Annotated in this window: 11 protein-coding genes; 8 read left to right on the forward strand and 3 right to left on the reverse strand. The window is 50.6% G+C overall.

Translation table 11 applies throughout. The features are described from left to right. Positions 1-88: 88 nt before the first annotated feature. Both IC230_RS14000 and IC230_RS14005 read left to right on the forward strand, forming a co-directional pair. On the forward strand, positions 89-2,839 hold the full coding sequence (locus tag IC230_RS14000; RefSeq protein ID WP_191039645.1) for a PQQ-dependent sugar dehydrogenase: 2,751 nt from the start codon (positions 89-91) through the stop codon (positions 2,837-2,839). Between the two features lie 191 nt (positions 2,840-3,030). After that, positions 3,031-4,149, forward strand: a complete 1,119-nt coding sequence (locus tag IC230_RS14005; RefSeq protein ID WP_191039646.1) for an outer membrane protein assembly factor BamB family protein — start codon at positions 3,031-3,033, stop codon at positions 4,147-4,149. 110 nt (positions 4,150-4,259) lie between these two features. Here the strand turns inward: IC230_RS14005 and IC230_RS14010 are convergent, their stop codons facing one another. From IC230_RS14010 to IC230_RS14020, 3 genes are read right to left on the reverse strand one after another with little or no spacing between them, the layout of a single operon-like run. Then, the gene (locus tag IC230_RS14010) at positions 4,260-6,452 is read right to left on the reverse strand and encodes an alpha-galactosidase (RefSeq protein ID WP_191039647.1); all 2,193 of its coding nucleotides are present in this window, start codon (positions 6,450-6,452) and stop codon (positions 4,260-4,262) included. 31 nt (positions 6,453-6,483) lie between these two features. Then, the gene (locus IC230_RS14015) at positions 6,484-7,098 is read right to left on the reverse strand and encodes a cysteine hydrolase family protein (protein ID WP_191039648.1); all 615 of its coding nucleotides are present in this window, start codon (positions 7,096-7,098) and stop codon (positions 6,484-6,486) included. A 52-nt stretch (positions 7,099-7,150) separates the two neighbouring features. Beyond that, on the reverse strand, positions 7,151-7,942 hold the full coding sequence (locus IC230_RS14020) for a hypothetical protein (RefSeq protein WP_191039649.1): 792 nt from the start codon (positions 7,940-7,942) through the stop codon (positions 7,151-7,153). 162 nt (positions 7,943-8,104) lie between these two features. On the opposite strand from IC230_RS14020, the gene IC230_RS14025 reads away from it, so the two are divergent. From IC230_RS14025 to IC230_RS14050, 6 genes are all read left to right on the forward strand, one after another. Beyond that, entirely contained in the window at positions 8,105-8,788 is a 684-nt protein-coding gene (locus IC230_RS14025; protein WP_191039650.1) for a sigma-70 family RNA polymerase sigma factor, read from the forward strand. Between the two features lie 22 nt (positions 8,789-8,810). Beyond that, positions 8,811-9,836 (forward strand): FecR family protein, encoded by a 1,026-nt coding sequence (locus IC230_RS14030; RefSeq protein ID WP_191039651.1) that lies wholly within the window; start codon positions 8,811-8,813, stop codon positions 9,834-9,836. Beyond that, positions 9,833-13,312 carry a SusC/RagA family TonB-linked outer membrane protein gene (locus tag IC230_RS14035; RefSeq protein WP_191039652.1) on the forward strand — a complete coding sequence of 1,160 codons (3,480 nt, stop codon included), beginning with the start codon at positions 9,833-9,835 and terminating at the stop codon, positions 13,310-13,312. The genes IC230_RS14030 and IC230_RS14035 overlap by 4 nt, the downstream gene beginning before the upstream one ends. Positions 13,313-13,330: 18 nt before the next feature. Next, a complete protein-coding gene (locus IC230_RS14040) occupies positions 13,331-14,764 on the forward strand; it encodes a RagB/SusD family nutrient uptake outer membrane protein (RefSeq protein WP_191039653.1) in 1,434 nt (477 codons plus the stop codon). A gap of 142 nt (positions 14,765-14,906) precedes the next feature. Then, a complete protein-coding gene (locus IC230_RS14045) occupies positions 14,907-16,916 on the forward strand; it encodes an FAD-dependent oxidoreductase (protein ID WP_191039654.1) in 2,010 nt (669 codons plus the stop codon). A 341-nt stretch (positions 16,917-17,257) separates the two neighbouring features. Next, positions 17,258-17,899, forward strand: coding sequence for a response regulator (locus IC230_RS14050; protein WP_191039655.1), 642 nt, complete (start codon positions 17,258-17,260; stop codon positions 17,897-17,899). The last annotated feature ends 14 nt before the right edge of the window (positions 17,900-17,913 follow it).

The raw sequence follows: 17,913 nt of genomic DNA on the forward strand, positions 1-17,913 counted from the left end.
GACCCAGTGCTAAACACGCTTTTGTCAGGATATAATGTGGGAAACCTACAAACGGTTTCCATCACTCGAATAAATCACGGCAAAAGTTATGGTTTCATCTCTATTTAACTACGTATCGCTGGGTAGTGCTTTATTGGGTCTGCTTGCTCCCTTAGGGAGTTTGGTTGAGAAACCTGACCAGCCGTTACGTCAATCCGCAACGGTTGCGATCGATACCGCCAATCGGCCGGAAGAAAACCGGTTTACGAAAACAATCCTCTCCAACGACCTTAACGAGCCGATGGAACTGGCCGTAGCGCCCGATGGTCGCGTGTTCTTCGTCGAGCGGCACGGTAAGTTCTATATGTACGATCCCGTCCAGAAGAAAACCCGATTGCTGCACGATTTTCCGGTGAAAGCCGTCGAGAAATACCTGAATGGGTTGCTGGGGATGACCATTGACCCGAATTTCAAGCAGAATCATTATCTCTACTTTTTCTACACCATTCAGGATAACAACCAGACCAAACAACGTATCGCCCGGTTTAAAATCAACGACGACAGTACGTTGGATCTGGCCAGCGAGAAGCCCATTATCGAATTTCCGATCGATCTGGAAGTCAGTGCACATACGGGCGGTTCGATGACCTGGGACACGCACGGCAACCTCTTTATTTCAACAGGTGATAATACGGTGCCGTTTGAGTCAAGCGGCTTTTCACCGACCGATTGGCGACAGGATCGGCTGACATTTGATGCGGCCCGGTCAGCCGGAAACCCGAACGACTTACGAGGCAAAATTCTGCGCATACACGTTGAGTCCGATGGTTCCTACACGATTCCAGAAGGCAATCTGTTTCCAAAAGGCACCACCGGAACCCGGCCCGAAATTTACGTAATGGGGTGTCGTAACCCGTACCGCATTTCGGTCGACCCGGCTACGTCAATTGTATACTGGGGCGAAATTGGGCCGGACTCCGGTGTCGATGGACCGCAGGGACCTCGTGGATACGATGAATTTAACCAGGCGAAAAAGCCCGGCAATTATGGTTGGCCATTCTTTGTGGGCGATAGCAAACCCTATCACCAGTATGATTTCGCCACGAAAGCGGTGGGTAATTTGTTCGATCCACAGACACCTGTCAACAATTCGCCCAACAATACGGGGGCGAAACAATTACCCCCCACGACTAAGGCTATGGTCTGGTATCCGTATAACAAATCCGACGAATTTCCTGAGCTGGGTGTTGGTGGTCGTTGTGCGATGGGCGGCCCGGTTTATCACTACAATGCCGCGCTTCAGTCGAAAACAAAGATGCCCGCTTATTACGACAGGGCACTGTTTATGTACGACTGGATGCGTAACTGGGTGTTTGCGGTACGCTTAGATGACCAGCAGAATTACCAGTACATGGAGCGGTTCATGCCGACGCGGGGAGACTTTCGGCGACCGGTCGATATGGAAATTGGGCCGGAGGGATCGTTTTACATGCTGGAGTACGGCTCGGTTTATGGCATCGACAACGAAGATGCTCGGCTGGTACGTATCGATTTCAACCCAGGTAACCGCGCTCCTATTGCTCAAATCACTGCTAAAGACACGATTGGCCTGACTCCGCTGAAAGTGACTTTTACGAACACAAGTTACGATTACGATAAAGATCAGTTACGGTATCAATGGCGGTTTGAGGGCAATACGGTGGCCTCAACCGAAGCGACACCAACGTACACGTTCAAAAAGAATGGTATTTACAAAGCTGTTCTGACCGTAACGGACCCCGCTGGTCAGAAAGCGACCGATACGTTAACGATCAAAGTTGGCAATACGACGCCGACCGTTGCGATTGCCACAACGGATAACAGTACGTTCTTCTTCCCGAATCAGACGCCCCTAAATTATTCAGTGGCTGTAAGCGACAGAGAAGATAAAGCGATTGATAAGAAAAACCTGAAGATTGCCCTAACGTACATCCCGAAAGTGGCCGGGAATGAGCAGCAGATGGGTCACCAGCAGATTTCGGCCTCGTATAACCTGGGTAAATCGCTGATTGCGGGTAGTGACTGTAAAGCCTGTCACCAAGTAGCCGCCAAGTCGGTTGGTCCATCGTTTACCGACATTGCCAAACGGTATCAGGGTGACAAAACGGCTACGGCGAAGCTGGCGAACAAAATCATTACGGGGGGCGGTGGCGTCTGGGGCGAACACGCCATGAGTGCACACCCGCAACTCTCGCGCGATGAGACCACGGAAATGGTGAAATACATTTTCTCGCTGGGTGTTCAGCCTACTAATAATCAGTTGCCTCAACAGGGAAGTTTGACTCTGAAAGATCACCTTGGCAACGACCAGTCGAGCCGGTATATTCTGACGGCTTCGTATCTGGATAAAGGCAGCGCGGGCGGAGCGCAGCCCAAACTGGCGCTGATGAAAAGTGATGCGTTGGTGTTACGTCCGACCAAATTGATGGTGACCGAAGCCGATTCTCTGTATAAAATCTCGAAGCAGGGAAGACGCTTAAATAGCATTAACGATCAGTCGTATTTTATTCTGAAGGCAATTGATCTGAAAGGCATCGATCAGCTAACGTATCACTACGCATCGAAGGACCAGAGCGCTACCATTGAGGTACGTACCGATTCACCAACGGGTCCGGTCATTAGCACCGTCAGCACAACCGCAACTGGCGATAACCGCAAATATGCCGACGTAACAGCGCCGATTCAGAATTCGGGCGGCAAACACGATTTGTACTTCGTCTTCGTCAAACCCGACGGGAAGAATTTGCTCGCACTGGAATGGATCGCGTTCCAGCGGAAAGGCGACCCCATTCCGGAAGAAAAGCCGCAACCGGGAAGGTAACAGGCATTGATACAATTTAGTCAACACGCCCGACTCGTCAGCTTACTGGACGGGGCGGGCGTGTTGCTAAATTGTTTTCTGAATTGCAGACAAAGTTGATATTTAACGTAACCTGTATTGTCTTTTGAATTGTATTAAAAAGCCTATAATTTTCGATTCGATAAAAACAGGAGCCTCTAAACATGATGACTTTGAAGCACTTTTTTCGCTCTCTATCCTTACGCTTCCTCTTCGTAAGCCTTATCTGCTTTACAATCTTTTCCTGCACTGACCATGTCAATCCGCCCGAAGAGCCGGATGAGGATGAAACCGTTTACGTTGGTGGTAGTCTTGAAAGTAAACTTTACGCTTTCAACGCGGCAACAGGTACTAAAAAATGGGAATTTTTAGCGGGAGATTTAATTTTTTCAAGTCCGACAGTCGCCAGTGGGATCGTCTATATAGGAAGTGCTGATGGAAGACTATACGCTGTCGATGCAGTAACGGGCATAAAAAAATGGGAGTTTATAGCGGGCTACAACATTCTATCTTGTCCTACTGTAACTAATGGTTTGGTGTATTTTGGAAGTGATAAACTTTATGCTCTTGATGCGCTGACTGGTGTGAAAAAATGGGAGTTTGATCAATCAATCTACAAAACCTGGTTTAATCCAACGGTATCTAATGATATTGTCTATGCAATAGATTACCGTAAACTATACGCCCTGAATGCAAAGACGGGAGGTAAAATATGGGAATTCACATCTGTCGAAGGGTTTGCGCCTAATCCCACCGTAGTCAACGGAGTAGTTTATGTAGGAGGGGATAAACTCTACGCACTTGATGCACAGACAGGGATTAAAAAATGGGAATTTATGATAGGGACTTTTTTTCAGGACAGAAATTTCATAGGTAATCCTACAGTAGCTAATGGAATTGTTTATGTTACAACTCCCTTTAATTTATATGCACTTGATGCGTTGACTGGTACAAAAAAATGGGAGCTTGGGAGAGATGTTGGAAGAAGTTCAAGCCCCATTGTAGCGAATGGAATAGTTTATTCAGGTAATGGTTCTAAATTATATGCGGTTGATGCACTGACTGGCGCTGAAAAATGGAAATTCACTGCAGGAGATTTTGTCAAGGACCCCACAATAGGGAATGGAGTCGTTTATGTAAGTAGTGAAGATCGAAAACTATATGCTATAGATGCGATAACAGGAGCAAAAAAATGGGAATCTATCACAGGTGATAAACTATACTCTTCTCCCTGTGTCGTAACTAAGAAAGGAGTTGTTTATCATCCCGGCCTTAGTGGCGATCAGCAGTAAGACGTGAGTTTTATTAACTGCTCGAGTAAAAACGGTATCGCGGACTTCAGTCCGTTAAGGTAGTTAATTATCGGCTTCCACTCCTAACGGACTAAAGTCCGTGGTACCTTTTATTTTACCTCACTCACTTCCAGTACCACACTCTCCCGCCGAGAACTTACCTGGGGGTTAAAACCAATTGTCATGAGGTAATTGCCGGAGTACGTTGCGGTTGATGGGTTAACTGCCGACTTCGTGCCGGGATAGACGTTCAACTCCTGAATTTTATAGGTCTTGTCGGGGTTGAGTCCTTTCAGTTTGATCGGCGCTACGCTGCCTGCTTTGTACCGGTTTTTGACCAGATACGTAAACCAAACGGCCCGGTCCTGCGCTTCGTTGACGTACAGGAGTGACGCTACGTCGCTGGTGTAGGGTGAGGCTAACCGGAACTGGTCGCCCTGCCAGATGATGGGTTTGATTCGGTCGTAAGTTTTCAGGGCTTCCTGACTGAATTGCAGTTCAGGTTCGGTGAGTTTGCTGACGACGATATCGTACCCGATTTTACCCATCATCGCTACGTCGGTGCGGAACTTGATCGGTTGTTTGCCCCAGTCCGTTACGTGGTTGCAACTCGCGATAGCCGGGAAGAAGTACGAATAATTCCACTGAATAAATACCCGCTCCAGTCCGTCGGTGTTATCGCTGGGCCAGTATTCGGTAAAGTAACGTAGCGCGCCGTAATCCACGCGGCCACCACCCCCCGAACAGAGCATCATCGGCAGGGTAGGGTACTTCGCCCGAATGCGCTCGACTACTTTGTACAGCCCCTGAACATAATCGACGTAGAGGTTCGATTGATTTTGGCTGGTAGACGAGTAAGCGTTGTAAATCACCGCGTTGCAATCCCACTTAATATAGCTTAGCGTCGGATTTTTGGTCATGATGCCATTCACGACTTCATAGACAAAATCCTGCACTTTCGGGTTCGTCAGATCGAGCACCAACTGATTCCGGAAGTAATATTCCTGGCGATTCGGCAGCTTAATGACCCAGTCCGGATGTTTTTCGTACAGCTCACTTATCGGGCTAACCATCTCCGGTTCCAGCCAGATGCCGAATTTGATACCCGAACTTTCCGCTTCTTTTACCAGGTATCCCAGGCCATGAGGTAGTTTTTTGGCGTTCTCCTGCCAGTCACCCAAACTCGTGTGGTCGTCGTTACGGGGATACTTGTTACCGAACCAGCCGTCATCCAGAAGGAACAAATCGACGCCTAGTTTTTTGCCGTCTTTGATAAGCGTTGAGAGCTTTTCCTCGTTGAAATCGAAATACGTCGCTTCCCAGTTGTTGAGCAGCGTCAAGCGGTTGCCCTGTCCCTGCGGAATACGGTGTTTGCGTGCCCAGCGATGCAGGCTTCGGCTGGCCACACCCGTTCCCTGTTGCGAATACGTGAACAGAAAGGCGGGCGTGGTAAACTCCTGATTGGGCGCTAACATATAGGCCGATGCGTATGGGTTAATGCCCGGAATAATCCGTAGGTTATGCAGTGGATCGACTTCAAACGCCAGCTGGTAATTTCCCGACCAGGCCAGCGTACCGGCAATTACCTCGCCCCGATCTTCGTCGGCAGGTTGGTTGAGCGACACCAGAAATGACGGTGGCTGGAACAAGTCGGCGCGCGTACCCAGCTTTGTGTCCAGTACTTTAATCCCTTCGGTAAGCTGGATCTCCGACGGATTCATTTCATTGGCCCAGTCGCCGTGGAAATGCGTCAGGTAGTATTTTTCGGCGGGAATATAGAGGTTCGCCGACGCATATTTCTGCATGGTTATCGGCTTTTTCTCCGCATGGCGAATCGTGGCCCACTGCTCAATAACGTCTTCTTTCTGATACGCTTTGTAATACAGCGTTACGTCAAATGGATACTGTGGGTCTTTCAGGTACACTTTCGTTAGCACAATGCCATCGCCTGCGGGTTGGGTTTCGTGCCGAACGTAGTGAAGGTCGAGCGAAGGATTGCCGTCGGCATGGGTCACCTGAATGGCGGGTTCCAGTAAATTTCGGCTACCAGCGGGCGTATAGACTGAATTATAAATGCCGGTATAATCCTCGCCCCGCTTGCCGTTTTGAGGAATGGCTCCGTACTCAGCCGTGTTACGTAGTTTAGCTCCCAGATGCACCAGCGTCGGTATCTGCTCTTTATCGACCCGGATCACCAGGGCGGTCTGCTGGGTTTCAATCACAATGTGGGTATCACCGGGAGCGGCTTTGGTGGGTAAAACCATCAGTAAAAAAAGCGATAGCGCCAGAAAAGATTGTTTCATTGGTACTGCGGGAAGGGATTGATTTTACGAATTAAACAAGCGATACATCCTGGCAGAGTGTGGCCAGATCAAGTTGGCTGGACGGGGTTACATCTGCTCCCAGCAGCCGCTTCATATATGCAAGCGCATCGTTCGTATAGGTAGGTTTGATGGCGGCTACACAATCGGATGGGATGCTGATGTTGAAGTCACGCATGTACGCGTCGTTAGCGGTGAAAAGGATGCATGAGTCCGTCGTCATTCCTGTCAGAATCAGATGTTTGGTCTGAAGGTAGACGAGCAGTGTATCCAGTGTAGTTACGTAAAAAGACGAGTGTTTTGGTTTTAAAACGACATAATCGTCAGATTCCGGACTGAGAATACTGGCCAGAAATTCTCCGCGAACCCCGTCGTTTCGAACGTGATCGACGGCTTCTTTGAAGTCGGATCGCCACCGGCCAAAATTATCATTGACGTAGATGACGGGAATACCCAGCGCTTTTGCCCGGCGTTTCAGGACGGCAATATGCTCGGCAGCTACGCGGGCGGGCTCGGCTAATTCGTCTCCGCCCGGAAATTCCAGGTCGTTAATCATATCGATGATCAATAAAGCCACCGGAGACGTATCGGGAACGTTGCCGTGTAAATCGGTATCCTTCGGATTCATAGTTTTCATCTACCGTTAAGCCCATAAACCTGCCTGTAAGGAGAACTTCTCGCTAAGGATTCGGTTTGGTTGTATATTCCTGAAATCGATACACTTCCTGCCGTACTACGTCGAAAGTCGGCGCTAGTTGCGTGCGTGACTGTTTATAAGACGGGTCAGCAACGGCGTTCATAGTTGATACGTAGTTAGTTGTGCTAAATTCATATTCCTTCTCGCTGCCGTTGGGAATCAGCAAGGCCGAGAAGTCCCAGCCCAGGAGTGTATTTTGTTTGATACGTTCTTCGCCTAACCGCTTCATCTGGCTTAATGAACTCTGATAATCAGCACCCGGATTTCGGCGACGCATTCGGTCGATAATCATCAGGTTGGAACTGCCGGGAGCAAAGGCTGGTGCAAACGTATCTTCCATGGTTTCCCAGATTTCCATTTTAACCACTGGGGCTGTAGCCCGGTCGCGTCGTTGTAGATCAGCCATTTTCGCCTGAATACTATCGCCATAGATACGGGTCATCGCTTCGGGTGATGCGCCTTTAATCGCCATTTCCCGCGAAACGATCTTTGTTACGTAGTCATACTCGGTTTGGTTCGGATTCGACGTAAACTGCTTGACCGTCATATACCAGCCTTCGAGCTTACCTTCATCAACAGCCGCCTGATTAATCTTTTTCCACTCCCGCTCAACCGGCAATGCGTCCTGGATCGTCAGGCCGGGATTCAGTTTGTGATAAATCAGAAAGGTGTAGGTTTTGACCGGAGCTTTCGACTGAGCTATCGCACCAGAAACACAAGCCAGAAAAAAGCCGGAGAGGAAGATCGTATTCCGGATAAAGGATAAAAAGGGCATGGTAAAGACTTGGCTTTGGGATGGTGATCAATGTACGTCTGGAAAAGGGAATGCGAATCAAGGATTACCTATTTGTATTTTGCATTTTGTAAATAAAAAATTAAAATCAACTGGGGGATTTTTCTGACCTACTTGTCTTATGGATATAAACCTTCCGATCTGATGCCTGCTAACGCATTTTCAGTTCATCGTTCTACCGACCCGCTACCAACTGGTCCAGCACCTTTGCCGCAGACTGACGCCCATGCGTCAACGTTATTGACGGCTACTAACGGCGAGCTGTTTATTCGGAATACGTTTGCTGCCGATCCAAAACTAGGGTGTGAACTGCTTTTTCGGCAATATTTCGCGCCGTTGTGTAGCCACGCTGTTCGGTTTGTCTATGATCGGCAGTTGGCCGAAGACATCGTTGCTGACCTGTTTTTTACCTTTTATCAGAAGGAGCTTTACCGGCAAATCACAGGGTCGTATCGGGCCTATCTGTATCAGGCGGTACGTAATCGGGCGTATAATAGCCTGCGTTGGGAAATGGGGCGGCAGGAGACCTTGCCCGACGATCTGGATCGACCGGATCTAGACGCTTCGCAACCGGACCGACTGATGCAGCAGGATGAATTGTATCGGGCGCTGGAACAGGCTGTGCAGCAACTGTCTCCGCAACAGCAACGCGTCTTTTTGCTGAACCGGTTTGAAGGGAAATCCTATAAGGAAATCGCAGAAGCGCTGGATCTAGCTCCTAAAACCGTTGAAAACCACTTGTTACGGGCTGTTTCGACCGTACGGCAATTGCTGCGTCAACAAAAACTGATTAGCTGTGGGCTGCTACTATTGGCGACACTAGCATAGGCTTCAAGTAAGACATCACATCATGGAACCTTCTAAAGAAGTAGTATTCAGCTATTTTGCTGGACAGGCAACGTCGGTTCAGCAGAACGTAATCCGCGAATGGCTGGCTCGACCAGAAAACCGGGAGACGTATTTTCAGTGGCTCGATGAGTGGGAACGATTGTTTCCCCAATACGCGCCCAACGTAGCACACCACGTAGCGCAACTTCGACACCGACTTGATTCGCCGGATGAAAACCAGCCTATGCCAATACGTCCCATCGTTAATGAGCCGCGTTCCTACTGGACGCTGGGACGGTGGTTAGTAGCTGCTTCGATTGCGTTTGCCTTTGCTTTACTTACCGGAGGCTTGCTGCTACGTGAACGATTGTTCTACAGGACGATTGCTGCTGGCTCCGGTCAACTTCGTTCGCTGAAGCTTTCCGACGGGTCAACGGTTGCGCTCAACAGTAATTCGGCGATTCGCATACCCCGGGTGGGTTACGGATGGCTTTCGCGCCAGGTCTCCTTGACGGGCGATGCGGTTTTTGATGTAAAACATCTGCCCAACGACCAGCCATTCGTTGTTCAAACTGCTGATGGGCTATCAATAGAAGTATTAGGAACGGAGTTTTCGATACGTAGTCACTCCGCGCGCACCGAGGTGGTCCTGAAACGCGGGCGGGTAAACCTCCATTATGCAACTGCCGACCGACCGGGGCAGGATGTGATGATGAAGCCTGGCGATCAGGTCACACTCGACGCCCAGGGGGCCTTACAGCTTCGGCCACAGGTCGATACCACCCGGTTTGCCCAATGGCGTTACCGGCAGTTTCGTTTCAATGATACGCCCTTGCGGGAGGTAGCACGTCAGATTCAGAACGTATTTGGCGTAACGGTGCAACTGTCCGACCCGGCATTGGCGCGCCGAACGCTCACCGGCACTATCCGCGCGGGTTCGTCTGACGAACTCGCCGAAGCCCTCGCCGAACTGCTGAACCTGCACGTGATTCACCGTGATCAACAACTCGTTTTTTCAACAACTTCTGAATCCCAAATCGCTCAATGAGAAAATCATTACCTCTTGCATTAACAGCGGGTTGGTTGCTTGGCGTAGGCTACGGTCCTACATCAGCCCAAACGCTGGCGTTTGCCCGAACCACCCAGCTTACCACCAAAAGCCAGTCGGGCAAGCCGAACAGCTTGCCGACAGCCCATCAGGCGCTTAAACAGACGCTTTTACAACTGAAAGATCACTACGGAGTTGATATTCTGTTCGAAGAATCGGTCGTGTCGAGTCACTTAATTTCGCTGGAATCGCTTGACTTGAACGCTCGTCTGGAAACAAATCTGAATGCGATTCTGAAACCGTATGGAATGCGGTTCAAAAAAATGCGTTCTGGAGCTTATTTGATTCTGCCGCCCAAAAACAGCGATAAAGCACCGGCTAACGTAGCAGAGTCGGCAACGGCGGCTGTCTCGGCGCCAGTTCCGTTGTTCGGCTTAATGACCCTGCCGGGTCTTCACGTGAGCGAGTCTGTTCCGGCTGACGTTCGGGTATCGGGTCGCGTAACGGGCGAAACGGACGAAACGCTGCCGGGGGTGAGTGTGGTAGTAAAAGGATCGCCCAGAGGAACAACGACCGACGCCCAGGGACGCTACCAGATCAACGTACCGAACGACCGTAGCGATGTTACGTTGGTCTTCAGCTTTGTGGGGTATGTGAGTCAGGAGATGCCGGTGCGGAATCGCTCAACGATCGACGTGCAATTAGTGCCCGATACCAAAGCCTTGAACGAGGTGGTAGTCGTGGGATATGGCCAGGTCAAGAAAAGCGATTTGACGGGCGCTGTCGCGACCGTTCCCGTGGAAGAGATTCGGAAAGTGGCCGTTACGTCGCTTGATCAGGCGTTGCAGGGCCGGGCCGCAGGCGTACAGATTACGCAGAACTCCGGGGCACCGGGCGGTACCACCAGCATCCGCATTCGGGGGGGTAACTCGATTCAGGGGGATAACGAACCGTTATACGTCATCGACGGGATTCCGTTCAAGAATGATGGCGCTGGTAGCGGATCGAATTTCAACGTATTGAGCACCCTCAATCCCAGCGATATTGAGTCGATGTCGGTTCTGAAAGACGCGTCATCGACGGCGATTTATGGGTCGCGCGGGTCCAATGGAGTTGTGATCATCACCACCAAACGGGGTAAGGCGGGTAAGTCGACGATCAATTTTGACGCGTATTACGGAATTCAGAACGTGCGCCGGAAATATCCAGTCCTGAATGGGCGGGAATACGCACAGTTTGTCAACGACGCCAACACCAACGAAGGTCGTCCGGGAGTGTACACGCAGGCTCAGATTGACGCGTTTGGCACAGGCACCGACTGGCAGGACGAAATTTTCCGTCAGGCACCCATGTCGAACTACCAGCTGTCGATGAGCGGGGGCGATGAGCGAACGCAGTACGCCGTTTCGGGCGGTTATTTCAAACAGAACGGAATTGTGGTTAACTCCGATTTTGACCGCTATTCTTTCCGGGTCAATCTGGATCGGAAACTGACTAATAAAATTAAAGTAGGCAATAGCCTGACCGTGAGCCGGACCGTGACAAATCAGGCCCGTACCGACGGCGATCTAGGCAGCGCCGGTTTAGTGACAATTGCTGCTCTACAGTTTCCACCGATTCTGCCGGTACGTAGTGCCGACGGAAATTACCTGATCACCGATCCAGCGCTGGCTTTTACGGCCGACAATCCCGTGGCTTTGGCGCGTGATAATAAAAACCGGAACACCGCCTACCGGGTCTTCGGCAATGTTTTTGGCGATTATCAAATCATTGATGGGCTGAATCTACGCGTTTCGCTGGGAATCGACGGTGTTTTACAGAAGCAGGATTCGTATCTGCCGCGCTCCGTGTCAAGTGGCTTGGCGCAGGGTGGAGCGGCTTCCATATATAACTCCCAGTCCATTACGTGGCTGAATGAAAATCTGCTTACGTATACCCGCACGGTCAATACCGTTCACAACGTAACGGTGTTGCTGGGCTACACGCAGCAGGGGAACCGTACGGAAAGCAGCACTGCGTCGGCCCGGAATTTTGTCAACGATAATCTGGGATCAGGGAATCTGGGTTCGGGTTCTGTACCCTTGACACCTAGTTCGGGCATCGGCACCTGGGGACTCGAATCGTACCTGTCCCGAATTAACTACGGCTACAAGGACAAATACCTGCTGACGGCCTCGTTCCGTGCCGATGGGTCCTCGCGTTTTGGGTCCAATAAACAGTATGGTTATTTCCCGTCTGTTGCGTTGGCCTGGCGGGTTTCGGAAGAAAGCTTCCTGAAAAACAACCGGGTCATCAACGACCTGAAACTTCGGGCAACGTATGGCTCCACCGGTAACCAGGATGGCGTCGGTAATTATCCGGCCTATTCGTTGTTGGGTACGCAAAACTACGTCTTTGGCAATGTCGTGTCGACCGGACTTGGACCCAATCAGATTGCGAACCCGGATCTGTCCTGGGAAACGACGACGCAGGCTGACGTGGGGGTGGATGTTGGTTTCCTGAACAACCGCATTACGTTGACCGCCGACGCGTACCTGAAACGAACCAAAGACCTGCTACTGAACGTAACGATTCCGAGCACGTCGGGCTATTCAAGTGCGATTAAAAACTTAGGTCGGGTCGAGAATAAAGGGATTGAGTTGGGCATTTCGTCGCGCAATATCGATGGTGATTTTAAATGGAGTACCGACGTAAACTTCGCCCTCAACCGGAATAACGTACTGGATATTGGCGGAGCTCCGCAGATTTTCGCGGGTAACGTAGCGAACATCGGCCAGAACCTCAATTCGGGCATCATCCGGGTAGGGGAACCGCTGGGTTCGTTCTATGGATACGTAACGAATGGGTTGTATCAGACGACCGATGAACTGACCGCCCTGAGCGATCCACAGGCCCGGAAACCCGGCGACCGGAAATACCTCGACCTCAATGGTGATAAGAAAATCGACGATAACGACCGGACGATCATCGGTCGCGCGCAGCCCAAATTCATTGGTGGGATCAGCAATACGTTCTCGTACAAAGGCGTGGAGCTTACCGCGTTTTTTCAGGGCGTATATGGTAACAACATCCTGAATGCGAACCGGTTTGAGTTGGAATACCTGAATGCTACGACCAACCAGGACCGCGACGTACTGAGCCGCTGGACCCCGACAAATACGAATACCGATATGCCACGGGCGTCGACAACCCGGCCCGCTAACCGCATCTCGACCCGGCAGATTGAAGACGGTTCGTATCTCCGGCTGAAAAATATTCAACTGGCGTATAACCTGCCGGCATCGGTGCTGAAAAGTCTGAAAATTCAGTCGTTACGGGTGTATGCGACGGCACAGAACTACCTGACCTGGACTAGTTATTCGGGCTACGATCCGGAAGTGAATCGCTTTGGTCAGGACAGCCGGAGCCAGGGTTTCGACTACGCCAGTTACCCATCGGCTAAGACAATCCTCTTCGGCCTAAACGTTGGTTTCTAACCCTCAACACGAACTTTCATGAAAAAGACCATATTGCTTGTCGGCCTTTTGTTCAGCGCGATGACATCCTGCGAAGTGCTGAACCAGACGCCTGAATCCAATTTTACCCCGACGAATTTTTATAAGAACGCCGACGATGCCAAAGCTGCCGTCAGTGCGGTTTATGATCCGTTGAACTCCTCGAATCTGTATGCGCAGGTGATGTGGATTTTGCAGGATCAGGCGACCGACGACGCTGAATGGGGCAACGGGCGGTCGACGGCCAACCAGCCCAAGAATGACCTCGACAAATACACGTTCACACCAGCCACCGTTACGTTCCAATCCATCTGGTCGACCGTTTATTCGGCCATTAACCGGGCCAATACGGTGATCACTCGTGTGCCGGGAATTGCGATGGACGAGAGTCTGAAAGCGCGTTACGTTGCCGAGGCTAAATTCATGCGGGCGTTCTATTATTTTACGCTGGTTCGATTGTTTGGGGACGTACCAATCATTACCGCTGAAACTACTTCGCTCAGCAATCTGAACGTAGCGCGGGCGCCGTTGAATGATGTGTATACCCTGATCATCCAGGATTTTACCGAAGCGGAGACTATTCTGCCCACGACGTATTCCACCGCCGACCGGGGACGGGCCACGAAGGGAGCCGCCAAAGCATTTCTGGCTAAAGTGTACCTGACACGCCAGGACTGGGCCAAGGCGTCGGCCAAAGCCAAAGAAGTGATGGACCTGAATGCGTATGACCTTTGGGCCAACTTTGCCGACGCCTTTCTGATTGCCAATAAAAATGGGAAGGAAGCGGTATTTGAAATGCAGGCACTCAGCGGTGGTTTTAACGAAGGTAGCTGGATGCAGGGCTACATGCGCCCCAATTTCGACCGGGTGAATGGGATTTCCGGTTTTGGTGATGATCCCCCAACCGAAAACCTGTATCGGGCGTATCGCGCGGATGATAAACGCCGAAACGTTACGTTGCGACTCTACTCCGCTACGTCCACGCCGGCAGCTCCGGCGAGTGTGTTGTTTCCGTGTTACGTCTACAAATACCTCGATCCAACCGCAACCGGTAACGGCGATGGCGGAAATAATTACCCCATTATCCGGTATCCCGACGTCATGCTAATGTATGCGGAAGCGCTGAACGAACAGGCTGCGAATAGTGCCGATGCCTACACCATGATGAACCGGATTCGCAACCGGGCTGGGTTACCCAATCTAACGCCAAATCTGAGTCAGGCCCAGTTTCGGGATAGCGTGTTGTTGGAGCGTCGGCTGGAGCTAGCCTTCGAAGGGCATCGCTGGTATGATCTGGCTCGCACAAAAAAGCTGATCGGTGCTATAAAAGCACAGAACCCGACGATTGCCATAGATGAACACCACTATCTGTTCCCGATTCCGCAAACGGAGCGCGACGTAAATTCGCAACTAACCCAAAATCCGGGGTACTAAGGCTGGCCGGAGCCAGCATAGCGCCTTAACTATGTTGAGTGGGTACCACGGGCTTTAGCCCGTATCGGATGCCAGGCGCTGTACGGACTAAAGTCCGTGGTACCTATCGGATCATTTAGTTCGCCTTAACTTTTATTCACGCATGAAAAAACGACTTATTCTTTTCACTGTCGTTACGTTCTATACCCTGATCTCGTTTGCCCAGACCGCGCCCGTTACGGTTGATGTGTGCGTATATGGAGGCTCGTCGGCGGGTGTGATTGCCGCTTACACCGCTAAAAAAATGGGAAAATCGGTAATCCTGATTGAACCGGGCCGGCACCTCGGCGGACTGACGACGGGCGGCCTGGGGTATACCGATATCGGCAACAAATACGCTATTTCGGGTATTGCCCGTGATTATTATCGACGTATCGGAAAGCATTACGGCAAGTTCGAGCAGTGGATTTTTGAGCCACACGTAGCGGAAGATTTGTACAGGGAATACGTCAAACGCGCTGATGTAAACGTAGTGTATTCGTATCGGCTGGTGTCGGTAAAGAAGCAAAATGGCAGTATTCAGAGCATTACGCTGGAACCGTCAACGGCTCAGTCGGGTGGCAATCGAACTCTCAACGCGAAGATGTTTCTCGACTGTACGTATGAGGGAGATCTGATGGCGAAAGCGGGCGTTAGCTATACCGTCGGGCGGGAAGACAACAAGATGTACAACGAAACTTTCAACGGTTTTCAACTGCTCAATAAGCACCAGTTTGTGGATGGGGTAGACCCGTATAAAATTCCCGGCAAGCCCGAAAGTGGGTTATTGTGGGGCATCAGTACGGGAAAGGTTTTACCCGCAGGAACGGGGAATAAACAGGTGCAGGCGTATAACTTTCGCATTTGCCTGACGAGCGATCCCGCTAATCGGATTCCCATCACAAAACCCGAAGGCTACGATTCGACTCGCTATGAACTGTTGTTGCGGGCCATCGACAAGAATCCGAAACTGGCGTTCAACACGATCCTGAAACCCGACAAGATGCCGAATCAGAAAACGGACATCAACAACAACGGTCCCTTTTCCACGGATATGATCGGCGTGAACTACGATTTCCCCGAAGCGAGTTATGAACGGCGGGCTGAGATTCAGCGGGAACATGAGCTGTACAATAAAGGGCTGCTGTACTTTATCGGGCATGATCCCCGCATGCGCAAAGACATCCAGACTGAAATGCTCAAATACGGGTATCCGAAAGATGAATACACCGATTCTGGTAACTGGTCGACGCAGATGTACGTGCGCGAAGCCCGGCGCATGATCGGTGAATACGTCATGACGCAGGCCAACTGTCAGGGGCGCGAGGTGGTTTCAGATGGCGTTGGCATGGCGGCCTACACGATGGACTCGCACAATTGCCAGCGGATCGTGATCGAGAAAGATGGTCAGAAGATGGTCAAGAATGAGGGGAACGTAGAGGAAGGTGGATTTCCGCCCTATCCAATCTCGTACCGTTGCTTAATCCCGAAAGCGAGCGAGTGTAAAAATCTGTTGGTACCAGTCTGTTTGTCGGCCAGCCATATTGCTTATGGATCGATTCGGATGGAACCGGTTTTCATGGTGCTGGCCCAATCGTCGGCCATAGCGGCCAGTATGGCGATTGACGGTAAGACGTCGGTGCAGGCTGTAGACGTAGCGAAACTACAAAATACGTTGAAAGCTAACCCATTAGCGGATGGCAGTACGCCCGAAATTCTGGTCGATAACGATGACGAAGCCCACGTGACCCGCACCGGCGACTGGACGCGAGACAATAATCCTAAAGGCGCTTATGGACCCAGTTATTTTACGACGAAAGGCGCAGGGGAAGCGCTAAAAACGATACGGTTTACGCCCGACGTAGCGAAAGCCGGCATGTATCAGGTGTACATGTATTTCCCGAAATTGGCTGGTGCGTCACCCACGACAACGATTACCGTATCTGACGGAAACCAAACGAAAAACTTGACCATCCGTGAATCCGATATTCGGGTCGAAGGGCAAACCTCGGGCGAATGGGTATCGCTGGGATCAGTTAACCTGTCATCCGGCAAGAAAAGTTATGTAGACGTATCCACCAAAGACACCAACGGAATTGTCGTAGCCGACGCCGTATTGTTCGTGCCGAAATAAACAGAACGGTTTCTTTTTGCATAACCCCGCTGGGACGGTTGCAGCCGACCGTTCCAGCGGGGTTATGCTATTTAGTCCAATTCGATGGGCCCTGATTAGGACATTCGGGTAATTGAAAGACCTGTCGTAACCTCCCCAGCGTTCGCTTTGTTTGTAGGGTTTTCCCTAAGTTTATATAAAATCGGGTTTTCACTATTCTTTGATCGGTACACTTAGTCCTACTTTTGCTAAACAAAGTTCTATTTAATAAGATTGTTCAACTATTTAATTGACCAGTCAAATTAAAAAGGGACATAACGGGTTTTTTCTTTGAAAGAACCAATACGTAGCAACGTCACTTCATGATACGGGTACTGATAGCGGATGATCATAATGTCTTTGTCGAGGGAATCGAGTCGCTGATTTCCGGCTCTCCGGAAATTGAAGTAACCCATCGGTGTTATAGCGTATCATCGGTCATCGAACAACTGGCCCGTAATACAATCGACGTTGTGTTACTGGATATGTCGTTCCCCCACATTGACGACGGCCTTGGGCTTTGCGAGTACATTACCCGCACGTACCCAATGACGAGTGCGATTGCGCTGACCATGCACGACGATGCCAGCTTAATCAAACGGGTGGTAAAGAAAGGCGCCAAGGGCTATTTACTGAAGAATACAACGAAGACAGAATTGCTGCAGGCCATTCACACCGTTTATCAGGGGAAGCACTATTTCAACGAAACCATTACGTCGATTCTTCTCCATGAGGGACCTCGAGCGAGGAAATCGTCGGCAGGTGTAAAACCAAACCTGACGCCCCGCGAGTCGGAAGTACTGACGCTTATGGCGCAGGGACTGACAACTCAACAAATGGCCACGCAATTGTTTGTGAGCGCCAAAGCGGTTGAGTTTCATCGAAGCAGTTTGTTAATGAAGTTCAGTGTTCCCAACACGGCCCTGCTGATCAAGACCGCGATGGAAATGCAATACATTGACTAATCACCGAATCCAAT

The sequence above is a fragment of the Spirosoma validum genome (assembly GCF_014699035.1).
GTDB lineage: Bacteria > Bacteroidota > Bacteroidia > Cytophagales > Spirosomataceae > Spirosoma > Spirosoma validum.

What these genes read in the sequence shown, in the direction of transcription:
- IC230_RS14000 (WP_191039645.1), top strand. Translation starts at nt 89, where the DNA reads ATGGTTTCATCTCTATTTAACTACGTATCGCTGGGTAGTGCTTTATTG.
- IC230_RS14010 (WP_191039647.1), bottom strand. Translation starts at nt 6,452, where the DNA reads ATGAAACAATCTTTTCTGGCGCTATCGCTTTTTTTACTGATGGTTTTA.
- IC230_RS14015 (WP_191039648.1), bottom strand. Translation starts at nt 7,098, where the DNA reads ATGAATCCGAAGGATACCGATTTACACGGCAACGTTCCCGATACGTCT.
- IC230_RS14020 (WP_191039649.1), bottom strand. Translation starts at nt 7,942, where the DNA reads ATGCCCTTTTTATCCTTTATCCGGAATACGATCTTCCTCTCCGGCTTT.
- IC230_RS14025 (WP_191039650.1), top strand. Translation starts at nt 8,105, where the DNA reads ATGCCTGCTAACGCATTTTCAGTTCATCGTTCTACCGACCCGCTACCA.
- IC230_RS14030 (WP_191039651.1), top strand. Translation starts at nt 8,811, where the DNA reads ATGGAACCTTCTAAAGAAGTAGTATTCAGCTATTTTGCTGGACAGGCA.
- IC230_RS14035 (WP_191039652.1), top strand. Translation starts at nt 9,833, where the DNA reads ATGAGAAAATCATTACCTCTTGCATTAACAGCGGGTTGGTTGCTTGGC.
- IC230_RS14040 (WP_191039653.1), top strand. Translation starts at nt 13,331, where the DNA reads ATGAAAAAGACCATATTGCTTGTCGGCCTTTTGTTCAGCGCGATGACA.
- IC230_RS14045 (WP_191039654.1), top strand. Translation starts at nt 14,907, where the DNA reads ATGAAAAAACGACTTATTCTTTTCACTGTCGTTACGTTCTATACCCTG.
- IC230_RS14050 (WP_191039655.1), top strand. Translation starts at nt 17,258, where the DNA reads ATGATACGGGTACTGATAGCGGATGATCATAATGTCTTTGTCGAGGGA.